Origin of the sequence: Citrobacter sp. RHB25-C09, assembly GCF_013836145.1 — a bacterium.
Classification (GTDB): domain Bacteria; phylum Pseudomonadota; class Gammaproteobacteria; order Enterobacterales; family Enterobacteriaceae; genus Citrobacter_A.
In genome coordinates, this window is sequence record NZ_CP057483.1 from 2,417,167 (window position 1) to 2,438,103 (window position 20,937).

20 protein-coding genes are annotated in these 20,937 nt (G+C 52.5%); 10 read left to right on the forward strand and 10 right to left on the reverse strand.

The annotated features are described in order from the left end of the window. Window positions 1–249: 249 nt before the first annotated feature. Window positions 250–1,956 (forward strand): alpha,alpha-trehalase, encoded by a 1,707-nt coding sequence (locus HVY19_RS11230; protein WP_181680678.1) that lies wholly within the window; start codon window positions 250–252, stop codon window positions 1,954–1,956. A gap of 51 nt (window positions 1,957–2,007) precedes the next feature. On the opposite strand, the gene HVY19_RS11235 is transcribed toward HVY19_RS11230, so the two are convergent. Further along, window positions 2,008–4,122, reverse strand: a complete 2,115-nt coding sequence (locus HVY19_RS11235; RefSeq protein WP_181680679.1) for a TonB-dependent siderophore receptor — start codon at window positions 4,120–4,122, stop codon at window positions 2,008–2,010. Window positions 4,123–4,234: 112 nt separating this feature from the next. Continuing rightward, window positions 4,235–4,486, reverse strand: coding sequence for a GlsB/YeaQ/YmgE family stress response membrane protein (locus HVY19_RS11240; protein WP_181680680.1), 252 nt, complete (start codon window positions 4,484–4,486; stop codon window positions 4,235–4,237). Window positions 4,487–4,690: 204 nt separating this feature from the next. Here HVY19_RS11240 and HVY19_RS11245 point away from each other — a divergent pair, with 204 nt between their 5' ends. Continuing rightward, window positions 4,691–5,425: a flagellar brake protein gene (locus HVY19_RS11245; protein WP_181680681.1), complete on the forward strand. Its 735-nt coding sequence runs from the start codon at window positions 4,691–4,693 to the stop codon at window positions 5,423–5,425. On the opposite strand, the gene emtA is transcribed toward HVY19_RS11245, so the two are convergent. Beyond that, entirely contained in the window at window positions 5,422–6,036 is a 615-nt protein-coding gene (emtA, locus tag HVY19_RS11250) for a membrane-bound lytic murein transglycosylase EmtA (RefSeq protein ID WP_181680682.1), read from the reverse strand. The two genes, HVY19_RS11245 and emtA, sit on opposite strands and share 4 nt — an antisense overlap. 104 nt (window positions 6,037–6,140) lie before the next feature. Between emtA and ldcA the strand changes: the two genes are divergently transcribed. Both ldcA and HVY19_RS11260 read left to right on the forward strand, forming a co-directional pair. After that, entirely contained in the window at window positions 6,141–7,055 is a 915-nt protein-coding gene (ldcA, locus tag HVY19_RS11255) for a muramoyltetrapeptide carboxypeptidase (protein ID WP_181680683.1), read from the forward strand. A gap of 95 nt (window positions 7,056–7,150) precedes the next feature. Then, the gene (locus tag HVY19_RS11260) at window positions 7,151–8,887 is read left to right on the forward strand and encodes a potassium/proton antiporter (RefSeq protein ID WP_181680684.1); all 1,737 of its coding nucleotides are present in this window, start codon (window positions 7,151–7,153) and stop codon (window positions 8,885–8,887) included. Window positions 8,888–8,939: 52 nt separating this feature from the next. Here HVY19_RS11260 and dadX read toward each other — a convergent pair whose 3' ends face one another. Together dadX and dadA are read right to left on the reverse strand one after the other, a co-directional pair. Further along, window positions 8,940–10,010, reverse strand: a complete 1,071-nt coding sequence (gene dadX / locus HVY19_RS11265; protein WP_181680685.1) for a catabolic alanine racemase DadX — start codon at window positions 10,008–10,010, stop codon at window positions 8,940–8,942. A gap of 11 nt (window positions 10,011–10,021) precedes the next feature. Beyond that, the gene (gene dadA / locus HVY19_RS11270; RefSeq protein ID WP_181680686.1) at window positions 10,022–11,320 is read right to left on the reverse strand and encodes a D-amino acid dehydrogenase; all 1,299 of its coding nucleotides are present in this window, start codon (window positions 11,318–11,320) and stop codon (window positions 10,022–10,024) included. Between the two features lie 322 nt (window positions 11,321–11,642). Here dadA and HVY19_RS11275 point away from each other — a divergent pair, with 322 nt between their 5' ends. Next, a complete protein-coding gene (locus HVY19_RS11275; RefSeq protein ID WP_181680687.1) occupies window positions 11,643–13,175 on the forward strand; it encodes a SpoVR family protein in 1,533 nt (510 codons plus the stop codon). 42 nt (window positions 13,176–13,217) lie between these two features. Here HVY19_RS11275 and fadR read toward each other — a convergent pair whose 3' ends face one another. Further along, entirely contained in the window at window positions 13,218–13,937 is a 720-nt protein-coding gene (gene fadR / locus HVY19_RS11280) for a fatty acid metabolism transcriptional regulator FadR (protein ID WP_181680688.1), read from the reverse strand. Window positions 13,938–14,158: 221 nt separating this feature from the next. Here fadR and nhaB point away from each other — a divergent pair, with 221 nt between their 5' ends. Continuing rightward, window positions 14,159–15,700 (forward strand): Na(+)/H(+) antiporter NhaB, encoded by a 1,542-nt coding sequence (gene nhaB / locus HVY19_RS11285; RefSeq protein WP_181680689.1) that lies wholly within the window; start codon window positions 14,159–14,161, stop codon window positions 15,698–15,700. A gap of 144 nt (window positions 15,701–15,844) precedes the next feature. Beyond that, window positions 15,845–16,375, forward strand: coding sequence for a disulfide bond formation protein DsbB (gene dsbB / locus HVY19_RS11290; RefSeq protein WP_181680690.1), 531 nt, complete (start codon window positions 15,845–15,847; stop codon window positions 16,373–16,375). Between the two features lie 41 nt (window positions 16,376–16,416). On the opposite strand, the gene HVY19_RS11295 is transcribed toward dsbB, so the two are convergent. The 3 genes from HVY19_RS11295 to HVY19_RS11305 form a co-directional block, all read right to left on the reverse strand. Further along, window positions 16,417–16,863, reverse strand: coding sequence for a YcgN family cysteine cluster protein (locus HVY19_RS11295; protein WP_220132926.1), 447 nt, complete (start codon window positions 16,861–16,863; stop codon window positions 16,417–16,419). 93 nt (window positions 16,864–16,956) lie between these two features. After that, complete coding sequence (locus HVY19_RS11300) at window positions 16,957–17,616, reverse strand: fumarylacetoacetate hydrolase family protein (RefSeq protein ID WP_181680692.1); 660 nt, start codon at window positions 17,614–17,616, stop codon at window positions 16,957–16,959. A 65-nt stretch (window positions 17,617–17,681) separates the two neighbouring features. Next, window positions 17,682–17,975 (reverse strand): YcgL domain-containing protein, encoded by a 294-nt coding sequence (locus HVY19_RS11305; protein ID WP_181680693.1) that lies wholly within the window; start codon window positions 17,973–17,975, stop codon window positions 17,682–17,684. 126 nt (window positions 17,976–18,101) lie between these two features. Here HVY19_RS11305 and minC point away from each other — a divergent pair, with 126 nt between their 5' ends. Genes minC through minE form a run of 3 tightly spaced genes read left to right on the forward strand, consistent with a single transcriptional unit; the run spans window position 18,102 to window position 19,915 of the window. Continuing rightward, the gene (gene minC / locus HVY19_RS11310) at window positions 18,102–18,809 is read left to right on the forward strand and encodes a septum site-determining protein MinC (RefSeq protein ID WP_181680694.1); all 708 of its coding nucleotides are present in this window, start codon (window positions 18,102–18,104) and stop codon (window positions 18,807–18,809) included. 23 nt (window positions 18,810–18,832) lie between these two features. After that, window positions 18,833–19,645, forward strand: a complete 813-nt coding sequence (minD, locus tag HVY19_RS11315; protein ID WP_181680695.1) for a septum site-determining protein MinD — start codon at window positions 18,833–18,835, stop codon at window positions 19,643–19,645. A 3-nt stretch (window positions 19,646–19,648) separates the two neighbouring features. Beyond that, entirely contained in the window at window positions 19,649–19,915 is a 267-nt protein-coding gene (minE, locus tag HVY19_RS11320; RefSeq protein WP_181680696.1) for a cell division topological specificity factor MinE, read from the forward strand. A 52-nt stretch (window positions 19,916–19,967) separates the two neighbouring features. Here the strand turns inward: minE and HVY19_RS11325 are convergent, their stop codons facing one another. Beyond that, complete coding sequence (locus HVY19_RS11325) at window positions 19,968–20,885, reverse strand: LysR substrate-binding domain-containing protein (RefSeq protein ID WP_181680697.1); 918 nt, start codon at window positions 20,883–20,885, stop codon at window positions 19,968–19,970. Between the last annotated feature and the right edge of the window lie 52 nt (window positions 20,886–20,937).

Genomic DNA, 20,937 nt, shown 5'->3' on the forward strand with positions numbered 1-20,937 from the left:
TATTATGATTTTTCATTCATTTCTTATGTTTTTTGTCTTTTGTGATCGTCGCGAAAAACATTACCGCAAAATTTAATCATTCATTCTTACGATGAATATATTTTGCCAATATAAATTCATCGCTCTTTTAATAAGAAATGTCTGTGAGTTCGCAAAATAGCGGTTCAACGACGCGCTAATGGCGATCCTGGGCTACGATTTTCTGAGAGTAAATGCCGTTAATCGGTACGATCTTAAGGAGAATGCTCAATGTTAACCCCTGATATTCGCCGTCCCGGCCCGTTATTAGTTACCGCAAAAATGGCACTTTCCGGCACATTTATTCTGCTTGCCTCTCTGTCCGCTAACGCCGCAGATGAAACCGCGCCTGTGCCGCAACCGCCCGATATTTTGCTCGGACCTCTGTTTAATGATGTGCAGAATGCCAAACTGTTTCCCGACCAGAAAACGTTTGCTGATGCGGTTCCGGTCAACGATCCGTTAACCATTCTTGCGGATTATCGGATGCAGAAAAACCAATCCAGCTTTGATTTACGCCACTTTGTGAGCGTCAATTTCACGCTACCGAAAGAAGGAGAAAAATATGTGCCGCCAGAAGGACAGACGCTGCGTGAGCACATCGACGGCTTATGGCCCGTCTTAACCCGCTCCACCGAAAGTGCGGGGAAATGGGACTCACTGCTGCCGCTACCTGAACCGTATGTCGTCCCTGGCGGGCGTTTCCGGGAAGTCTATTATTGGGACAGCTATTTCACCATGCTGGGACTTGCCGAAAGCGATCATTGGGACAAAGTGGCTGATATGGTGGCGAACTTCGGTTGGGAGATCGATAACTTTGGCCATATTCCTAACGGCAACCGCACCTATTATCTGAGCCGCTCACAGCCGCCCTTTTTCTCGTTAATGGTAGAACTGCTGGCACAGCATGACGGTGATGACGCACTGAAAAAATACCTCCCTCAGTTGCAAAAAGAGTACGCCTACTGGATGGAAGGTGTTGAAACGCTTACCCCGGGTCAGCAGAACAAACGTGTCGTGAAACTCGATGACGGTACGATCCTCAACCGCTACTGGGATGAACGCGATACTCCGCGTCCGGAATCCTGGGTGGAAGATATTGCCACCGCCAAGAGCAATGCAAACCGCCCGGCAACGGAAATCTATCGCGACCTGCGTTCTGCCGCCGCTTCCGGATGGGATTTCAGCTCACGCTGGATGGACAACCCGCAGCAGCTCAGCACCATCAGAACCACCAGCATTGTGCCGGTCGATCTCAACGCCCTGCTATACAAGATGGAAAAAATCCTCGCCCGCGCCAGCAAAGCCGCGGGGGATGATGCGAAGGCAAGCCAGTACGAAACGCTGGCCAACGATCGTCAGAAAGCGATTGAACATTATTTATGGAATGACAAAGAGGGCTGGTACGCCGACTACGATCTAAAGAGCAAACAGGTACGTAATCAGCTTACCGCAGCCGCTCTGTTCCCGCTGTACGTGAACGCGGCGGCGAAAGATCGCGCCAGTAAAATGGCGGCAGCAACCCGCGACCATTTATTACAGCCCGGCGGGCTTGCAACGACTTCCGTGAAAAGCGGTCAGCAGTGGGATGCGCCAAACGGCTGGGCACCGCTGCAATGGGTCGCAACGGAAGGATTGCAGAACTACGGGCAGGAAAACGTCGCAATGGAAGTCACCTGGCGTTTTCTGACCAACGTTCAGCATACTTACGATCGCGAGCAAAAGCTGGTTGAAAAATATGATGTCAGCAGCACCGGCACCGGCGGTGGTGGCGGTGAATACCCGCTGCAGGATGGCTTCGGCTGGACCAACGGCGTCACCCTGAAAATGCTCGACTTAATCTGTCCGCAGGAAAAACCGTGCGACAGCGTGCCCGCCTCGCGCCCTGCCGTCGGCCAGAGCACCACAGAACAACCGCAAAAAGCAGCAACGCCATAATCAACTGCACAAACCGGCCTGGTGTCTCCAGGCCGGTTTTATTTTACACCATCAGAAACTGTAGCTTGCGCCAACCTGTACGGTTCGGTCACGCCCAATCCAGCAGTTTGTGCTGTCGTAGCAGCTAAAGGTTTCTTTGTTGGTAATGTTCTGTGCGCTGGCTTTTAGCGTTACGCCACTGAGCGCAGGCAGCACTTCACCGACGCGATACGACAGCGCGAGATCGTACTGCATAGTACCTCCCAGCTTGCCGCCTTTATTATCCGGTGAGATTTCCATCGGCCCGGTATATCGCGCCCCTGCCCCCATTGTTAGCCCGCGCAATGCCGTTTCTTCGAAGGTGTAATCGCCCCAGAGATTAAAGGCGTTCTCCGGAACCTGCGTTGGCCGTTTTCCTTTGTACGTTTCATCTTCCGTATTGATGGCATGGGTATAGGCGTAATTGGCAATCAACGTGACGTTATCTGCGGGGCGACTGATTACCGAAAGCTCAGCACCGTTCGATTCGATTTCTCCGGTCTGACGATAGTCCCACTCTGGCGTTGCCGAGAGGACATTTTTCTGCCGGATGTTAAACACCGACGCGGTAAAGGTCGTCGCGTAATCCGCCAGCAGGTATTTGATCCCACCTTCCAGTTGTTTACTGGTCGTCGGCTTCACGTTTTTATCCGTCAGCGTACCTTGCGGCGAGATAGGCTTAAAACCTTCGGAATAGCTGATGAACGGCGAAATTCCATTTTCAAACGCATACAGCGCGCCAAGGCGTTTTGTCACCCGGTCCTGGGAAATCCAGGTCTTTTCGTCATCCTGTAACGCATCAGTCGTGGTTGAACGGTAATCGTCATAGCGGATACTGGCCAGCAGATTTAAGCCGCCAAACTCGATTTGATCCTGCAAATAGTAGCCATTCTGCTGATATGAGAGACGGTTTTTCTGCGCCGTATACAGCCCCAGTTCGCGGGTACGAATTTGATGGTAGTCCGGGTCGCGCATATCGATACCCGGCGTGGCGCTCGCGTACTGATAGAAGTAATGGCTGTCGAGTTTTTGGTAATCAAAACCGGCCAGCAGATGGTGCTGCCATTCGCCCAGCGCGACCGTTTTCGTCAACTGGTTATCCACGTTGAAACTCTTCAAATCTTCATCAGTCGTGTAGGCAAAGCGGTTTAGCATCCACACCGGGTTGCTGCCGTTACCGGTGGAATAAACACTGCGCTGATGGGTATCGACGTCAAAATAGCGGGCCTGTTGGCTCACGCCCCAGCCGTTATCAAACTCATGCTCGAAGTGGTAACCAACCATCCACTGACGTTGTTTAAAACCGCTCCATTTATCCCCGGCGTAATCACGGCGGTCAGCGTATCCGGATCGCAGATAAGCGATGGGCAGCGGGTTAGAAGGTGACAGTGACGGTGTGTTTTGCGCCAGCGCATCGAGGGTCAGACGCGTTTTGCTGTCCGGCTGCCAGGTGACGGAAGGCGCCAGTAAATAATCTTCATAACGTGTGGTGCGGGGCTGATCGTCCCCTTCCGTTGCCTTGCCCAGCAGACGGTAGTTCCAGTCACTGTCACTGATTTTACCGGTAGAATCCAGGTAGCCTTCTTTGAGATTACGTGTACCGGTGTTAAAACCCACCTCGGTGTGCTGCTGCGCCTGAGGTTTTTTGCCCTGAATGTTAACCAGCCCGCCGGGTGAACCATTACCGTACAGTACTGACGCTGGCCCTTTAAGGATATCCACGCTGTCGATCAGTAGCGGATCGATACGCGCCTTCGTATTGCCCGTGACGTTGTACGGAAGCTGCAGACCGTTGTAGTACTCCTGATCGACAGCGAACCCCCGAATTTTATATTCGCTCATGTACGACGTATTGCCGCGTACCTCGGTGGAAACGCCTGGCGCATAGCGCAGGATCTCATTCACCGACCCGGCATGACGCAGGGCGATCTCTTTGTTATTGATAGTATTAATGACCTGCGGTGTTTTACTTTCCGGTACGGCGGATTTCGTGGCGCTGTTGGTCCAGGCAGGTAACAGGCTCTCCTGACCCGACGACGTGACCACGATGGTGGATTCGTTGGATTGTGCAGCAACGCACGATGATGCCAGAGCAAGGGAAATACAGCCTGAAAGCGCGCGGATCCGTAAGCGTGAAGGTGTTTTCATAATGAGAATAATTATAAGTTGGAATCGGAACGCCAATTATTCTCATTTTCATTAGCAAATCAAGCACTGGAAGGCACAAGATAAAGCAACGGCTCCCGCAGGAGCCGCTGTGTTAGCGTCGAACGAGCCGGAAGACGCCCAGTACCACAATGGCGCCAACCACCGCGACCAGGAAACTTTGCATATTAAATCCGCTGACGCTGCCGCCGATACCAAACATGGTCGCCAGCCATCCGCCTACCACTGCGCCCACGATACCGAGAATGCAGGTGAGGAAAAAGCCGCCCCCATCGCGTCCTGGCATCAAAAACTTGGCGATCACACCCGCAATCAAACCAAACACAATCCAGGCAATAATTCCCATACTCAGGCCCTCTTTTCAGTGAAAAGCATACGCAACGGTTTCTTGCGCTCGTTCACTAAGTATAGGCAAGTCCTTGATTCGTGCAGTATCGCTACGGATGAATTCTCACGCTTTCTGAAAAAAGCTCACGCATTTGTATTAAGTTTTGCTCTGAAATGCCGATAACCGTTCGACAGTCTGTCAGACAGCCAGGAGTTTTTCCGCGTGAGTCAGTACAATGAGCAGTTCCTGAAGCAAAATCCGTTGGCGATTTTGGGCGTACTTCGTGACCTACACATCAATCAGGTGCCGCTGCGTGTCTCCTGGCCTGGCGGACAATTTATCAGTAAGGTTCTGGACGTTTCCCCGGAAAAACTGGTGTTCGACTTCGGTAGCCAGCAGCAAGAAAACATTGCCGTTCAGAAAGCCAGTAACATTACCATTACTGCTGAAACGCAGGGCGCAAAAGTTGAATTTACCCTTGCCCAGATTGAAAGCGGCGAGTATTTGCACTTACCGGCTTTTTTTAGCCCACTTCCCTCTGCGCTGTGGTTTGTACAACGTCGGGAGTATTTTCGCATCTGTGCACCGTCACACCCTGTCTATTACGGCACGGCACAAATGCCAGATAACAGCGTCCTCCATTTTCGTCTTTTTGATTTGTCGCTGGGCGGAATGGGCGCATTGCTGGAGGGGGCAACACCCGCTGGGCTGACGCCGGGAATGTGCTTTACTCAGTTGGTACTGAACATGGGGGAATGGGGTCGGTTCCGCTTTGACGCCCAACTTCTCTCCGTCACGGAACGCAAAATTATTGACGGGAAAAATGAGACTGTCTCCACTCCCCGCCTGAGCTTCCGTTTTCTCAACGTCGGCCCAGGGGTAGAGCGGGAATTGCAGCGAATTATCTATTCGCTTGAGCGCGAGGCGCGGGAAAAATCCAATAAGGTCCGCGATTAATTCATCACATCCAGCGCCCGTTGAAGTTTCCAGATATAGCGCGGGGCTTGTGGCGCAGGATGATTATTAGCGACGTGTTCGAGAAACTCATCGGCATCGAGATCGTTAATCTTACCGATCGCTTTTTTACGATCTGAAGAGAAGGTGCGTAACAACGCGCCTGCACCGTTGGCATAAGAAACCACCAGCGCGTACTGCATCACCTGCGGGTCTTCAATACCTGCTAACGGACCGGTTTCCAGGATGTTCAGATAGGCAGCCCCCATGGAGATATTGCGCTCAGGGTTTTTCAGTTCGCTGGTGCTGGGTTCACCACTCCAGCCCATCCGGCGATAGACATCGCGTCCGGAGGTGGAAGCTTTAAGCTGCATCAGACCGATGGCATTCGACTTACTGACCGCATTGGGATTTCCGCCCGACTCAATGGCGATTATCGCGGTGATCAACTGTGGACTCACCCCCCAGGCCGCCCCCGCTTTTTCACTGATCGGCATCCACTGCATCGCGCGCTTTACCGGAACTTCCGCATTCCACGGGGGATTTTTGTAATCCTGCTTTGAGCTACAGCCAGCCAGCAGCACGATTAAAAAGGCGAACCATCTTAATTTCACGTCATCCATCCTTATAGCCGGATAAGGAAAGCGTCATCCGGCAAAACGTTCTAATATAAGCGGCATGATATACATTTGCGTTTTATTGTCAGCAAGGAAATGCCATGTCTCTGTTTCATTTAATCGCCCCTTCAGGCTACTGCATCAATCAACAAGCGGCATTGCGCGGCGTTCAGCGCCTGACGGCGGCGGGACATGTGGTCGAAAATTCAGAGATTATTCAGCGTCGTTATTTGCGCTTTGCCGGAACGGAAGCGGAGCGACTGGCTGATATTCTACATCTGGTTGAGCTAACGGACCCGGACACTATCGTGATGCCGGTGCGTGGCGGTTACGGTGCCAGTCGCCTGTTGCCCTATATCGACTGGCAGGCGCTCTCCCGCCGTCAACAGCAGGATCCGCTACTGATCTGCGGCCACAGCGATTTTACCGCCATTCAGTGTGGTCTGTTAGCGCAGGGAAACGCGATCACATTCAGCGGCCCAATGTTGGCGGCAAATTTTGGCGCAGAAGAGATGAATGCGTTCACCGAGGAGCATTTCTGGCGCGCACTACAGAATGCGCAGTACACGGTTGAATGGGCGGGCGAAGGCCCTGACTGTGAGGCCGAAGGGACGCTGTGGGGTGGAAATCTGGCGATGATAATTTCCCTTATCGGCACACCCTGGATGCCCCGGATTGAACGGGGAGTTCTGGTGCTGGAAGATATTAACGAACACCCTTTCCGGGTTGAGCGCATGTTGCTGCAACTGTTTGATGCCGGAATTTTAAATCGCCAGAGCGCCATTGTGCTGGGCAGTTTCAGCGGCAGTGCGCCGAATGACTATGACGCGGGCTACGATCTGAATACGATGTATACTTTCCTGCGCGAGCGTCTTTCCATACCGCTGATTACCGGTCTGGATTTTGGCCATGAACAGAGAACCGTGACGCTGGCGTTAGGGGCACGCGCTGTGCTGCAACACGGGCAAAGCGGTACACAACTGACGATTTCTGGTCATCCTACGCTCAGAAGGTAAAACAGGGGGCAATTAAAATCATTAAACGCTATTTCTGTTGATATTATGATAGTTTGAATAAATAAGAATGTGCGTAATAAGGGAGTAACCGAACGTTGGATGCCGCAGCAATAATCAGCCTTTTCATTTTGGGGTCCGTCCTCGTTACCAGCAGTATTTTGCTCAGTTCTTTTTCTTCTCGTCTTGGTATCCCTATCCTGGTTATCTTTCTTGCCATCGGTATGCTGGCAGGCGTGGACGGTGTCGGTGGGATCCCCTTCGATAACTACCCCTTTGCTTATATGGTCAGTAACCTCGCCCTGGCGGTGATCCTGCTCGACGGCGGAATGCGTACCCAGGCCAGTTCATTTCGCGTCGCGCTGGGCCCTGCGCTCTCCCTGGCGACCGTTGGCGTGCTGATAACCTCCGGACTCACCGGCATGATGGCGGCATGGTTATTTAAACTGGATCTGATTGAAGGCCTGCTGATTGGCGCAATTGTCGGCTCGACGGACGCCGCAGCGGTTTTTTCATTATTGGGCGGTAAAGGCCTCAACGAGCGTGTCGGTTCGACGCTGGAAATTGAGTCCGGCAGTAACGACCCGATGGCCGTGTTCCTGACCATTACCCTGATAGAGATGATTAAGCAGCACGAAGCGGGATTAAGCTGGATGTTTGCGGTCAATATTATCCAACAGTTCGGGTTAGGCATTCTATTTGGCCTGGGCGGTGGGTACCTGCTTCAGCAGACGATAAACCGCATCTCTCTGCCCGCCGGATTGTACCCGCTGCTCGCCCTGAGCGGCGGAATTCTGATCTTTGCGCTTACCACGGCGCTTGAGGGAAGTGGTATCCTGGCAGTCTATCTGTGCGGGTTCCTGCTCGGCAACCGCCCTATTCGTAGTCGTTTCGGCATTCTGCAAAACTTTGATGGTCTGGCCTGGCTGGCGCAAATTGCTATGTTCCTCGTTTTGGGACTGCTGGTTACGCCGTCCGATTTGTTGCCAATTGTGGTGCCCGCCTTAATTCTCTCAGCATGGATGATATTTGTCGCCCGCCCGCTGTCGGTGTTTGCCGGACTGCTGCCGTTTCGCGGATTCAATCTTCGCGAACGCGTGTTCATCAGTTGGGTCGGATTACGCGGCGCGGTACCTATCATCCTTGCGGTTTTCCCGATGATGGCGGGTCTGGACAACGCGCGTCTGTTCTTTAACGTTGCCTTCTTCGTCGTACTGATTTCGCTGCTGTTTCAGGGCACTTCGCTTAGCTGGGCCGCGAAAAAGGCCAAAGTGGTGGTGCCGCCCATCGGCTGGCCTGTCTCTCGCGTTGGGCTCGATATCCACCCGGATAATCCGTGGGAGCAGTTTGTTTATCAACTGAGCGCCGATAAATGGTGCGTGGGCGCCGCGCTGCGTGACCTGCATATGCCGCAGGAAACGCGTATTGCCGCCCTCTTTCGCGACAACGAACTGTTTCACCCGACAGGCAGTACTCGCCTGCGTGAAGGCGATGTGCTGTGTGTTATTGGCCGTGAACGCGATCTCCCGGCGCTGGGCAAACTATTTAGCCAGTCGCCGCCGGTCGCACTGGATCAACGCTTCTTCGGTGATTTTATCCTCGAAGCCAGCGCCAAATATGCTGACGTGGCGCTGATTTATGGTCTGGAAGATAGCGTTGAACAGTATGATAAACAAAAGACATTAGGCGAAATTGTCGAGCACTTATTAGGCGCTGCGCCAGTTGTCGGTGATCATGTCGAATTTGCCGGGATGATCTGGACAGTCGCGGAAAAAGAGGACAACGCCGTCCTGAAGGTCGGGGTTCGCGTGGCTGGTGAGGAAGAAACGGTGTAGTAGGTATTTTGCCGGATGACGGCAACGCCATCATCCGGCATCACACTAAAAGTTACACCGTCACAACTGGCACGCGCAGTGCAAGAGAACACATCAGTTCATACCCCACGGTGCCCGCCGCTGAGGCGACGTCATCAATTTTGATCTCGTTACCCCACAGCTCCACCGGCGTTCCAATGCCAGCCTGGGAACATGGCGTTAAATCTACCGCCAGCATGTCCATTGATACGGTTCCGACCGTGACTGTCCGCACGCCGTCCACCAGAATGGGTGTACCGGTCGGCGCATGTCGCGGATAGCCGTCTGCATAACCGGCAGCGACAATACCGATCCTCTGCTCTCCACCGGCAGTATACCGCCCACCATAACCGACCCGGTCGCCCGCTTTTAATGTCTGTACGCCGATAATTTCGCTGCTCAGCGTCATGACCGGCTTCAGACCGGTGTTAGCGATATCGCGCCACTGACCGGAAGGCGACGCACCGTAGAGGATGATCCCGGGACGCACCCAGTCAAAATGCGCTTCCGGATGCCAGAGCGTGGCTGCCGAATTCGACAACGAGCGACGGCACTCCATCCCTTCCGTTACGCGGGAAATCCGCTCCATCGCGTCCTGAATTCCATCGGGATGTTCAGCATCGGCAAAGTGCGACATCAGCGTCATTTCGCCCACGTTCGGCATCGCCCGCAATTGCTGCCAGACGGACTGCACCCGTTCAGGCAAGAATCCCAGCCGGTTCATTCCGCTGTTCACTTTCACGTAAACGTCGAGTGGCGCATTGAGCTTCGCATTCTGAATGGCTTTGAGCTGCCAGTTGCTGTGAACGCAGGTGGTTAAACGCCAGGTGTCGTAGACCGCTAAATCCTCCGCGTGGAAGAAGCCTTCCAGCATCAGGATCGGTCCCTTCCAGCCGCGTTCACGCAATGTGATGGCTTCTTCGAGATTGAGCAACGCGAAGCCATCGGTATTGCCTAACGCATTCCAGACACGGTCGATGCCGTGTCCGTAAGCATTGGCTTTCACCACCGACCAAACGCGAGCGTCCGGGGCGGCCTGACGCGCAATGCTCAGGTTTTGTTTCATCGCCTGCAGGTCAAGGCTGGCCAGTATCGGGCGGGTCATCTCGCCTCCTCTTAGTTATGTGCGCCGTGCAGATGCTGAGGGCGGGAAGGCGTAAAGCCGGAACGGTAGCGCGCAACGCTCAAATCGTCGTAGGGAATAGCCGGCGTGCGCCCTGAAAGCAGGTCAGACAAAAGTTGCCCTGAACCGCATGCCATCGTCCAGCCCAGCGTACCGTGGCCGGTATTGAGCCACAGGTTTTTGAAGCTGGTGCGCCCGACAACCGGCGTGCCGTCCGGCGTCATTGGACGCAGCCCTGTCCAGAATGTCGCCTGCTCAATATGCCCACCGCGCGGGTAGAGATCGCGAACCACCATTTCCAGCGTTTCGCGACGCGGCTGAAGTAACTTGGTGTTGAAACCCACAATTTCAGCCATTCCGCCAACACGAATTCGCTGGTCAAAACGGGTAATCGCGATCTTGTAAGTTTCATCAAGGATAGTCGAAACTGGCGCACCGTCCTCTTCGGCGACGGGAATGGTCAGCGAATAGCCCTTCAGTGGATAGACCGGAATATCGACAATGCCTTTCAGCATCGAGGTGGAGTAAGAGCCGAAAGCCATCACGTAGGCATCGGCTTTGATCACTTCATCTCCGCATTTCACGCCGTAGATTTGTTCGCCTTCACAGAGCAGTTTATCCACTGGCGTATTGAAACGGAATTTAACCCCTGCCTGCTCAGCCATCTGCGCCAGACGCTGAGTAAAAAGCTGGCAGTCACCCGTCTCGTCGTTCGGTAAACGCAGGCCACCGGTCAGTTTATGCGCCACCTCCGCCAGTGCGGGCTCAACTTCCGCCAGACGATGCGCTTCAAGGAGCTGATACGGAACGCCTGCGTCTTCCAGTACCGCGATATCGCGGGTCGCGTTTTCATACTGCTGTTCAGTGCGGAAAAGTTGCAATGTTCCGCCCTGTCGTCCTTCGTACTGAATACCGGTGGAGGCGCGCAGTGCTTTCAGACAGTCACGGCTGTACTCCGCCAGCCGCACCATTCGTCCCTTATTTTCCATGTAATGGCTGGTATCGCAGTTGCGCAGCATTTGCCACATCCATTTGAGCTGGAATTGAGTGCCGTCCAGACGAACCGCCAGAGGCGCGTGACGCTGGAACATCCATTTAATCGCTTTTAAGGGAACGCCTGGCGCTGCCCAGGGTGCCGCATAGCCCGGTGAGATCTGCCCCGCATTCGCTGCGCTGGTTTCCAGCGCCGGACCCGGTTCCCGATCGATAACGGTGACATCATGTCCAGCCTGACTCAAATACCAGGCGCTGGTCACGCCGACGACGCCACTTCCCAGTATGACAACTCGCATAGCCACTCCATTAACAGTAAAAGAACAATCATCTAATTACATCTTGATAACCTAGATGAAAATATTATTCAACATACGGCTTTTTTATGGTGACCTGTCTCACACAACACTGATAGCACAGGAGTGTCATTAAACTGGTATCTCCTGCTGCAACGCATTTTTATCCAGAATAAAATATCGTGACCTGCCGTGTTTTTGGCACCCTGACCAACGGAAATGGCAAAGAAAAAGGTTCTTTCTGAACACGGTTTTTAACAGGCTGTTCTATGCTTGAAATGAGGTGCTCCACACAGAGAGCGCCGCCAACAATGAGGGTGCGCGAATGGCTACGATTGATTCCATGAACAAGGACACCACACGGTTGAGCGATGGACCCGACTGGACGTTTGATCTGTTGGATGTTTATCTGGCAGAGATAGACCGCGTGGCGAAACTTTACCGGCTCGATACCTACCCGCACCAGATTGAAGTGATCACCTCCGAACAGATGATGGATGCCTACTCCAGCGTCGGGATGCCGATTAACTATCCGCACTGGTCGTTTGGCAAAAAATTCATTGAGACGGAACGCTTATACAAACACGGGCAGCAAGGGCTGGCATATGAGATTGTCATTAACTCTAACCCGTGTATTGCCTATTTAATGGAGGAGAACACCATTACCATGCAGGCGCTGGTGATGGCGCATGCCTGTTACGGGCACAACTCCTTCTTTAAAAATAACTACCTGTTCCGTAGCTGGACCGACGCCAGTTCAATTGTGGATTACCTGATCTTCGCACGAAATTACATCACGCAGTGCGAGGAGCGTTACGGGGTGGATGAAGTCGAGAAGCTGCTGGATTCCTGCCATGCCCTGATGAACTACGGCGTAGATCGCTATAAGCGTCCGCAAAAAATTTCTCTTCAGGAAGAGAAAGCCCGACAGAAAAGCCGCGAAGAGTACCTGCAAAGCCAGGTGAACATGCTGTGGCGTACCCTGCCGAAGAAAGAGGAAGAAAAGACCATTGCCGAGGCGCGCCGCTACCCTTCCGAACCCCAGGAGAACCTGCTCTATTTTATGGAGAAGAATGCCCCGCTGCTGGAGTCCTGGCAACGGGAAATCCTGCGCATTGTGCGCAAAGTGAGCCAGTATTTTTATCCGCAAAAACAGACTCAGGTGATGAACGAAGGCTGGGCCACTTTCTGGCACTATACGATTTTGAATCATCTTTATGATGAGGGAAAAGTCACTGAACGCTTCATGCTGGAATTCCTGCACAGCCATACCAATGTCGTCTTTCAGCCGCCCTACAATAGCCCGTGGTACAGCGGGATAAATCCTTACGCACTCGGCTATGCGATGTTCCAGGACATTAAACGCATTTGCCAGTCGCCGACAGAAGAAGATAAATACTGGTTCCCGGATATTGCGGGATCCGACTGGCTGGAGACGCTGCATTTTGCCATGCGTGATTTTAAAGATGAGAGCTTTATCAGCCAGTTCCTGTCACCCAAAGTGATGCGCGACTTCCGGTTCTTCACCGTGCTCGACGATGACCGACATAACTATCTCGAAATCTCCGCCATTCATAATGAGGAAGGCTATCGCGAAATCCGCAACCGGCTTTCATCGCAATACAACCTGAGTAACGTTGAGCCGAATATTCAGGTCTGGAACGTTGATTTACGCGGCGATCGCTCCCTTACCCTGCGATATATCCCGCACAATCGCGCACCGCTGGATAAAGAACGCAAGGAGGTGTTGAAGCATGTCCATCGACTGTGGGGATTTGATGTGATGCTGGAACAGCAAAACGAAGATGGCAGTGTAGAACTGCTGGAGCGTTGCCCGCCACGGGTGAATAATTTGTAGTTTGTTGCCCGGTGGCGCTTGCGCTTACCGGGCCTGCAATGGTTATCGACCTTGAATGGCTAAATCACTGGGCAGATTTTTCTGCATCCGATGCCAAATTTCCCCGCTGTCATGACCATAGCGACGTACCGTCTCATAGACCTGGTCGTGTGCGCCCTGCAAGCAAAGCTGCGAGAGCTTATGGTAGAAGCCGAGCGCTAAGCTGCGAGCTTCCGGGTTAGCAAAGTAATGACGCCCGATGCGGGTATACAACCCTTTCATCCCATTGAGGATCAAGCCATAAATCGGATTGCCGGAGGCAAACGCCAGTCCACGAAAAATACTGTAATCGAGTTCAGCAAACGCATCAGCGTGATCGGCAACTTCCGTCGCCGTGGCCAGAACTTCCTGCGCTTTTTCAGGATGCTGACGAAACGCGGTGCGAATAAAGATGGTGGAGATATTGGTACGCACGGACAGCAGATTGTCGATCAGCTGCGGGACGCTTTCGTGATCGAGGCGCGCCAGCGTTTCAAGGATATTCAGACCGGAGGTTTCCCAGAAGTTATTTACCTTCGTGGGTTTACCATGTTGAATGGTTAACCAACCGTCTCGCGCGAGACGCTGCAGAACTTCGCGCAGCGTGGTTCGCGTTACGCCGATCAGTTCAGAGAGCTCACGTTCTGCTGGCAGAATAGTGCCCGGAGGGAAGCGGTTATTCCAGATACTTTCAATGATGTACTCTTCCGCGAAACCCGCAGGGCTCTGCGCCTTAATGACCATAATAAGATTTCCATTACACAGCAAAACATAGTTTCACTCATCATACCAGACGGGCTAAAAGCCCGATAGCGGACACAATGAAGAAAAAGGGGATCAGGGCGCCATTTTCTCAATTCTGCCAGGAGGTGAAGTTAAGGACTTGCCTGTGTTCCGCCTGACCGCTAAGCTTTGCGGTCAAACATAAAAACATCATTTCAATTTAGAAGGTAAGGGAAACCACCATGGAGCTCTCCTGGGGCCGCGCACTGTGGCGCAACTTTTTAGGTCAATCGCCAGACTGGTATAAACTCGCCCTACTGGCATTTCTCATTGTTAACCCACTGATTTTCATTATCAATCCGTTTGTCGCGGGTTGGCTGCTGGTTGCGGAGTTTATCTTCACGCTGGCGATGGCGCTTAAATGTTACCCGCTACTGCCCGGCGGCCTGCTGGCGATTGAGGCCGTGTTCATCGGTATGACCAGCGCCAGTCATGTGCGCGAAGAGGTCGCGGCTAACCTGGAAGTCTTGCTCCTGCTGATGTTCATGGTGGCGGGCATCTTCTTTATGAAACAACTGCTGCTGTTTATCTTTACCCGCCTGCTGCTGAGCATCCGTTCCAAAACGCTACTGTCCCTGGCCTTCTGTATTGCGGCGGCGTTCCTTTCCGCGTTCCTTGATGCGCTGACCGTGGTGGCCGTGGTCATCAGCGTCGCCGTGGGGTTCTACGGCATTTATCACCGCGTTGTCTCCTCACGCGGTGAAGATAACGACATGCTGGATGATAGCCATATTGAACAACACCATAAATCGGTGCTGGAGCAGTTCCGTGGTTTCCTGCGCAGCCTGATGATGCATGCTGGTGTAGGGACCGCACTGGGCGGCGTAATGACAATGGTTGGCGAGCCGCAAAACCTGATTATCGCCAAGGCCGCCGGCTGGCATTTCGGCGACTTCTTCCTGCGGATGTCTCCGGTGACCATCCCGACACTCATCTGCGGTCTGTTAACCTGCGTACTGGTTGAGAAAATGCGCTGGTTTGGCTATGGCGAAACGCTGCCGGAGAAAGTCCGCGAAGTCCTGCAGCAATTTGACGATCAAAGTCGTCAGCAGCGAAACCGTCAGGAACAACTGAAACTGGTTGTGCAGGCGATTATTGGCATCTGGTTGGTCATCGCACTGGCGTTACATCTGGCGGAAGTGGGGTTGATTGGTCTGTCAGTCATCATTCTGGCGACCTCGCTGACCGGCGTGACCGACGAGCACGCCATTGGCAAGGCGTTTACCGAGTCCCTGCCCTTTACCGCACTGCTGACCGTCTTTTTCGCCGTCGTCGCGGTGATTATCGATCAACAACTGTTTTCGCCGATTATTCATTTTGTTCTTCAGGCATCAGAGCATGCGCAACTGACGCTGTTTTATCTCTTTAACGGTCTGCTTTCATCGATTTCTGACAACGTATTCGTTGGGACGATCTATATCAATGAAGCCAAAGCGGCGATGGAGAGCGGCGCGATTACTCTGCAACAGTACGAACTGTTAGCGGTGGCGATCAACACCGGAACCAACCTGCCGTCTGTGGCGACGCCAAACGGTCAGGCTGCGTTCCTGTTCCTTCTCACTTCTGCACTGGCCCCATTGATTCGTCTTTCTTATGGTCGAATGGTCTGGATGGCGCTACCTTATACCATTGTCCTGACGCTGGTAGGTCTGCTGTGCGTTGAGTTCACACTGTCGCCAATGACCGAGTGGATGCTACAAACTGGCTGGATCGTTACACCTTAATCACAACAAACCGGGCATATCATTGCCCGGTTTGCCTTTTTGCCTGATAATTATCCAATTGTACTATATTTCGTTTTCTCCAGGTGGCGCGGTAAACGAATTGGTTTACACTGCGCTTTCTACGCATGTTGCAGGGAAATTATTATGTTGCGATTTTTGAACCAGTGCTCACGGGGTCGGGGCGCATGGTTATTGATGGCGTTTACTGCTTTAGCGCTCGAGCTGGTAGCGCTGTATTTTCAGCACGTCATGCTACTCAAGCCGTGTGTACTGTGCATTTACGAACGTTGTGCGTTGTTTGGCATCATGGGTGCCGGGATTGTCGGGGCAATTGCGCCAAAAACTCCATTACGCTACGTCGGGCTGGCGATCTGGATCTACAGCGCCTGGCGTGGGATACAACTGGCCTGGGAGCATACCCAGATCCAGCTTCATCCTTCCCCGTTTATGACCTGTGATTTTATGGCTCGTTTCCCCACCTGGCTGCCGCTGGATAAATGGCTGCCGCAGGTATTTGTCGCCTCTGGCGATTGCGCGGAGCGTCAGTGGGAATTTTTAACCCTGGAAATGCCGCAATGGCTGCTGGGGATTTTTGTGGCCTATCTCGTGGTCGCGGTGCTGGTACTTATTTCGCAACCGCTAAAACCAAAAAGACGCGATTTGTTCAGTCGTTAACAGAAGACGCTCCCAACCGGGAGCGTTTTTTTGTCCTGGACTCAGTCCGCCCAGGATGGCTTGTTCAGTATATGGTCCTGCCAGTCAACTACTTCGGATTCCCGCACCGCAATATGACGTACTGAAATTCGCTCGCCGTGCATCGCCGCCTTTGAGCCCGTCAACAGCGGGTGCCAATCCGGCAGCCCTTTACCTTCCGCCAACAGTCGATAGGCACAGGTCATTGGCAGCCATTCAAAGGTCGGCAGGTTATCACGGGTCAGCTTGATGCAGTCTGGCTCGTAATCGAAACGACGCTCATAATTACGGCACTGGCAGGTTTTGATATTGAGCTGGCGACAGGCGACGTTGGTGAAATAGATTTCATCCGTATCCTCGTCCATCAGTTTGTGCAGGCAACATTGACCACAGCCATCACACAACGACTCCCATTCGGCATCGGTCATTTCATCAAGGGTTTTACGTTGCCAGAAAGGTAAATCGCTCATCAGGGTATCCGCCATTGCTCTAAAAGGTGCACCTTATAACCAGTCTGGCACGCTGATGCAAGTTTTGCCGCCCGAAAAGGCGGCAAGCGAGAGTTACAGTACGCGTGTCGTCAGCGTATTCCCGTTAAAGCTGATCACCAGTTCGTCACCGCTGACGAGTGGCCCAACGCCTTCCGGCGTCCCGGTCAGGATGACATCGCCCGCTTTAAGGGTAAAAAATTTGCTCATATAGGCAATCAGCGGCACGATTTTATGGATCATATCCGCCGTCGATCCCTGCTGGCGGACCTCGCCATTGACAGTCAGGCCCAGCGTTGTCGCTTGCGGATCGCCGCTAAACTCTGTCGCCGGAATAAAACCGGACAGCGGACAGGAATTATCGAAGCCCTTGGCTTTTTCCCACGGTTGGCCCGCTTTCTTCATTTTGCCCTGGATATCACGCAGCGTCAGATCGAGAGCGACCCCATACCCCGCGATAGCCTTTTTGACATGATCCTCGGTGGCGTGTCGCAGCGTAGAACCAATCAACACCGCCAACTCGACTTCGTGGTGCACGGAACCCATATCCGCTGGGATCGCCAACGGCTGGCGCAAATCGCAAAGCGCCGTTTCTGGTTTGATAAACAGAACCGGCTCTTCGGGCATCACGCTGCCCATCTCCTTAATGTGCTTTGCGTAGTTGCTGCCGACACAAACCACTTTACTTGCCGGGTAATCCAGCAGCGCACCCTGCCAGTTATGATGTTGATACATTCTGTTCCCCTACTCTGTCATCGTGGATTTCAGCACTGACACCGACAGGCATGACTCACTGCCAATTAATTGTCAGTCTCAGATTTGTTTTGTGAGGAGGCCGCAAGATGCATTTTCAGTAAATTTTCCGGCGGCGGCGGAAGTTGTAAATAATAGCCCTGTTCTGTTAGTGCTTGTTTAACCTTTTCCAAATCGGCATTGATTAACTGCTTACGACCATCCAGTGGCAATAACATAGCCAGCTGCGGTTGACCAAATCCCTTCATCAGTTCTTCCGGTACGCGTGAAAAATCGTCTTTTTTTTCGACATATAAATAGGTCTGGTCACGCTTACTACTTCTGTAGATCACACAAAACATACTTTTTACTCTGAATTAAACGGATGGCGACTTGCCTCAATATAATAGTGACTATAACATGCCTATTGGACTTCGGAATATCACTCCACGCCGGAGATGATAAATTGCAAATTGAGTAAGGCCAGGATGTCAAACACGCCCATCGAACTTAAAGGCAGTAGCTTCACCTTATCAGTGGTTCATCTGCATGAAGCAGAACCCGAGGTTATTCGGCAGGCGTTAGAAGACAAAATCGCTCAGGCTCCGGCTTTTTTGAAACATGCCCCTGTGGTGGTGAATGTCGGCGGTCTTGAGAAGCCGATAAACTGGTCGGCACTCCATGAGGTTGTGTCGTCGACGGGGCTGCGCATTGTGGGCGTCAGTGGTTGTAAAGATGCCCGCCTGAAAGCGGAAATCGATGCAATGGGTCTTCCTTTACTCACTGAAGGAAAAGAAAAAGTGGCGCGTTCTGCCGCCGCAGAGCCTGTTGCACCCGCCGCTGTCGAGCAAAACGCCAAATCCGTCACAAAAACACGATTTATAGATGTCCCGGTTCGTTCCGGTCAGCGCATTTATGCACCACACTGTGATCTGATTGTTACAAATCACGTCAGCGCAGGCGCAGAACTTATCGCGGATGGCAATATTCATGTTTATGGCATGATGAGAGGCCGTGCGCTGGCGGGCGCAAGCGGCGATCGGGAAGCACAGATATTTTGTACACACCTGACGGCAGAACTGGTGTCGATTGCAGGTGTTTATTGGCTGAGTGATAAAATCCCAGCCGAATTTTATGGCAAAGCGACGCGTCTGCAGCTTGCAGATAACGCTTTGACAGTTCAACCGTTGAATTGATCCCTTTTTAACAAGGAATTTCTATGGCACGCATTATTGTTGTTACTTCGGGTAAAGGGGGCGTTGGCAAAACCACCTCCAGCGCGGCCATCGCTACTGGTTTGGCCCAGAAGGGAAAGAAAACTGTCGTTATTGATTTTGATATCGGCCTGCGTAATCTTGATCTCATCATGGGATGTGAACGTCGGGTCGTTTACGATTTCGTCAACGTCATTCAGGGCGATGCCACGCTGAATCAGGCGTTAATTAAAGATAAACGCACAGAGAACCTGTTTATTCTTCCTGCCTCTCAGACGCGTGATAAAGACGCGCTGACCCGGGAAGGTGTGGCGAAAGTTCTCGATGATCTGAAAGCGATGGATTTTGATTTCGTGGTCTGTGACTCCCCGGCAGGTATCGAAACGGGCGCGCTGATGGCGCTCTATTTCGCAGATGAAGCAATCATCACCACCAACCCGGAAGTCTCCTCCGTGCGTGACTCAGACCGTATTCTTGGCATTCTGGCGTCTAAATCGCGTCGCGCCGAGAATGGCGATGAACCGATCAAAGAGCATCTGTTATTGACGCGCTATAACCCCGGCCGTGTCAACAAGGGCGATATGCTCAGTATGGAAGATGTGCTGGAAATTCTGCGGATTAAGCTTGTCGGGGTGATCCCGGAAGATCAGTCGGTACTGCGCGCCTCTAACCAGGGCGAACCCGTCATTCTGGATATTAATTCAGACGCGGGTAAAGCGTATGCCGATACGGTAGAACGTCTGTTGGGAGAAGAACGTCCTTTCCGCTTCATTGATGAAGAGAAGAAAGGTTTCCTCAAACGCCTGTTCGGAGGATAAATTATGGCATTACTGGATTTTTTTCTCTCACGGAAAAAAAATACAGCGAACATTGCGAAAGAACGTTTGCAGATTATTGTCGCTGAACGCCGTCGGAGTGACGCCGAGCCACATTATTTGCCGCAGTTACGCAAAGATATTCTTGAGGTCATATGTAAATATGTCCAAATCGACCCTGAAATGGTCACCGTGCAGTTAGAACAAAAAGACGGTGATATTTCTATTCTGGAACTTAACGTCACGTTGCCAGAAACGGAAGAATCAAGATAACTTTTTGCTGAGAAAATTCCTGGATTTAAAAAGGCAGAGCAATCTGCCTTTTTTATTTCAGCGAGAACGAGGGATATTGCTCGGCAAAATAGTTTCGCAAAAACTCAACGGTAATTCGAATTTTTGCCGAGGACGCCAGGCGGGAAACATATACCGCCCAGATATTCGCCGGCTGATAATAGTCAGGCAAAACGTGCACAAGATGACCACTGACAATGTTATCGCAGACGTCCCACCACGAGCGCAGCGCAATTCCCTGCCCATCCAGACACCACTGATGAACAATCTCCCCATGATTCGATGAGAGACTCCCGCTCACCTTAATGGCATGCTGACCCTCTTTATTCTGCAGTTGCCAGATCCCAAACGGATGATCGCGCTCCTTTATGACCAGGCAGGGATAGGTAGACAGTTCCGCAAGCTGTTTTGGCATCCCGTGTCGGGCAATGAACTCAGGCGACGCACAGAGGATTCGGTAGTTTGTTGCCAGCTTACGGGCAATTAAGTTTGGCGCGATCTCATCGCCTATGCGGATATCGAGGTCTACGCCTTCCATAACCAGATCCACCAGCCTGTCCGCGACATCAAAACGTAGCTCCAGCTGCGGGTACTGCTTTGCCAACGCCGACAGCGCCGGAGCCACGATGCGGCGACCAAAACCAAAGCTGCTGATGATATTCAGGCTTCCCTGTGGCACCTGGCGGACGTCGGAAAGCTCATCCATCATCTGATCCACATCGTGGAGTATCCGCTGCGCCCATTCATAGATGCGCTCGCCCTCTTCGGTAATGGTCACGCGCCGGGTGGTGCGATGCAGCAAAACAACGTTAAGGGTTTGCTCAAGAAGCGCCACCCGCTTGCTCACAAACGCGGGTGACACGCCCAATTCTTCAGCCACGGCGGCAAATCCCGCACGTCGAGCGACCAGCATAAAGACGCGTAAATCATTCAGCAGAGGCAGATTATTCATGATCTGTGTTTTATGTTTCACCAGTTAGCGTGATTAATTCCTTTTCAGTCAA

Excerpts from the sequence above, each read along its gene's own strand:
- ldcA (WP_181680683.1), top strand. The coding sequence starts at position 6,141 with ATGTCTCTGTTTCATTTAATCGCCCCTTCAGGCTACTGCATCAATCAA.
- HVY19_RS11240 (WP_181680680.1), bottom strand. The coding sequence starts at position 4,486 with ATGGGAATTATTGCCTGGATTGTGTTTGGTTTGATTGCGGGTGTGATC.
- dsbB (WP_181680690.1), top strand. The coding sequence starts at position 15,845 with ATGTTGCGATTTTTGAACCAGTGCTCACGGGGTCGGGGCGCATGGTTA.
- HVY19_RS11325 (WP_181680697.1), bottom strand. The coding sequence starts at position 20,885 with ATGAATAATCTGCCTCTGCTGAATGATTTACGCGTCTTTATGCTGGTC.
- HVY19_RS11305 (WP_181680693.1), bottom strand. The coding sequence starts at position 17,975 with ATGTTTTGTGTGATCTACAGAAGTAGTAAGCGTGACCAGACCTATTTA.
- HVY19_RS11295 (WP_220132926.1), bottom strand. The coding sequence starts at position 16,863 with ATGAGCGATTTACCTTTCTGGCAACGTAAAACCCTTGATGAAATGACC.
- HVY19_RS11230 (WP_181680678.1), top strand. The coding sequence starts at position 250 with ATGTTAACCCCTGATATTCGCCGTCCCGGCCCGTTATTAGTTACCGCA.
- dadA (WP_181680686.1), bottom strand. The coding sequence starts at position 11,320 with ATGCGAGTTGTCATACTGGGAAGTGGCGTCGTCGGCGTGACCAGCGCC.
- minD (WP_181680695.1), top strand. The coding sequence starts at position 18,833 with ATGGCACGCATTATTGTTGTTACTTCGGGTAAAGGGGGCGTTGGCAAA.
- fadR (WP_181680688.1), bottom strand. The coding sequence starts at position 13,937 with ATGGTCATTAAGGCGCAGAGCCCTGCGGGTTTCGCGGAAGAGTACATC.
- HVY19_RS11300 (WP_181680692.1), bottom strand. The coding sequence starts at position 17,616 with ATGTATCAACATCATAACTGGCAGGGTGCGCTGCTGGATTACCCGGCA.
- dadX (WP_181680685.1), bottom strand. The coding sequence starts at position 10,010 with ATGACCCGCCCGATACTGGCCAGCCTTGACCTGCAGGCGATGAAACAA.
- minE (WP_181680696.1), top strand. The coding sequence starts at position 19,649 with ATGGCATTACTGGATTTTTTTCTCTCACGGAAAAAAAATACAGCGAAC.
- minC (WP_181680694.1), top strand. The coding sequence starts at position 18,102 with ATGTCAAACACGCCCATCGAACTTAAAGGCAGTAGCTTCACCTTATCA.
- nhaB (WP_181680689.1), top strand. The coding sequence starts at position 14,159 with ATGGAGCTCTCCTGGGGCCGCGCACTGTGGCGCAACTTTTTAGGTCAA.
- HVY19_RS11275 (WP_181680687.1), top strand. The coding sequence starts at position 11,643 with ATGGCTACGATTGATTCCATGAACAAGGACACCACACGGTTGAGCGAT.
- HVY19_RS11235 (WP_181680679.1), bottom strand. The coding sequence starts at position 4,122 with ATGAAAACACCTTCACGCTTACGGATCCGCGCGCTTTCAGGCTGTATT.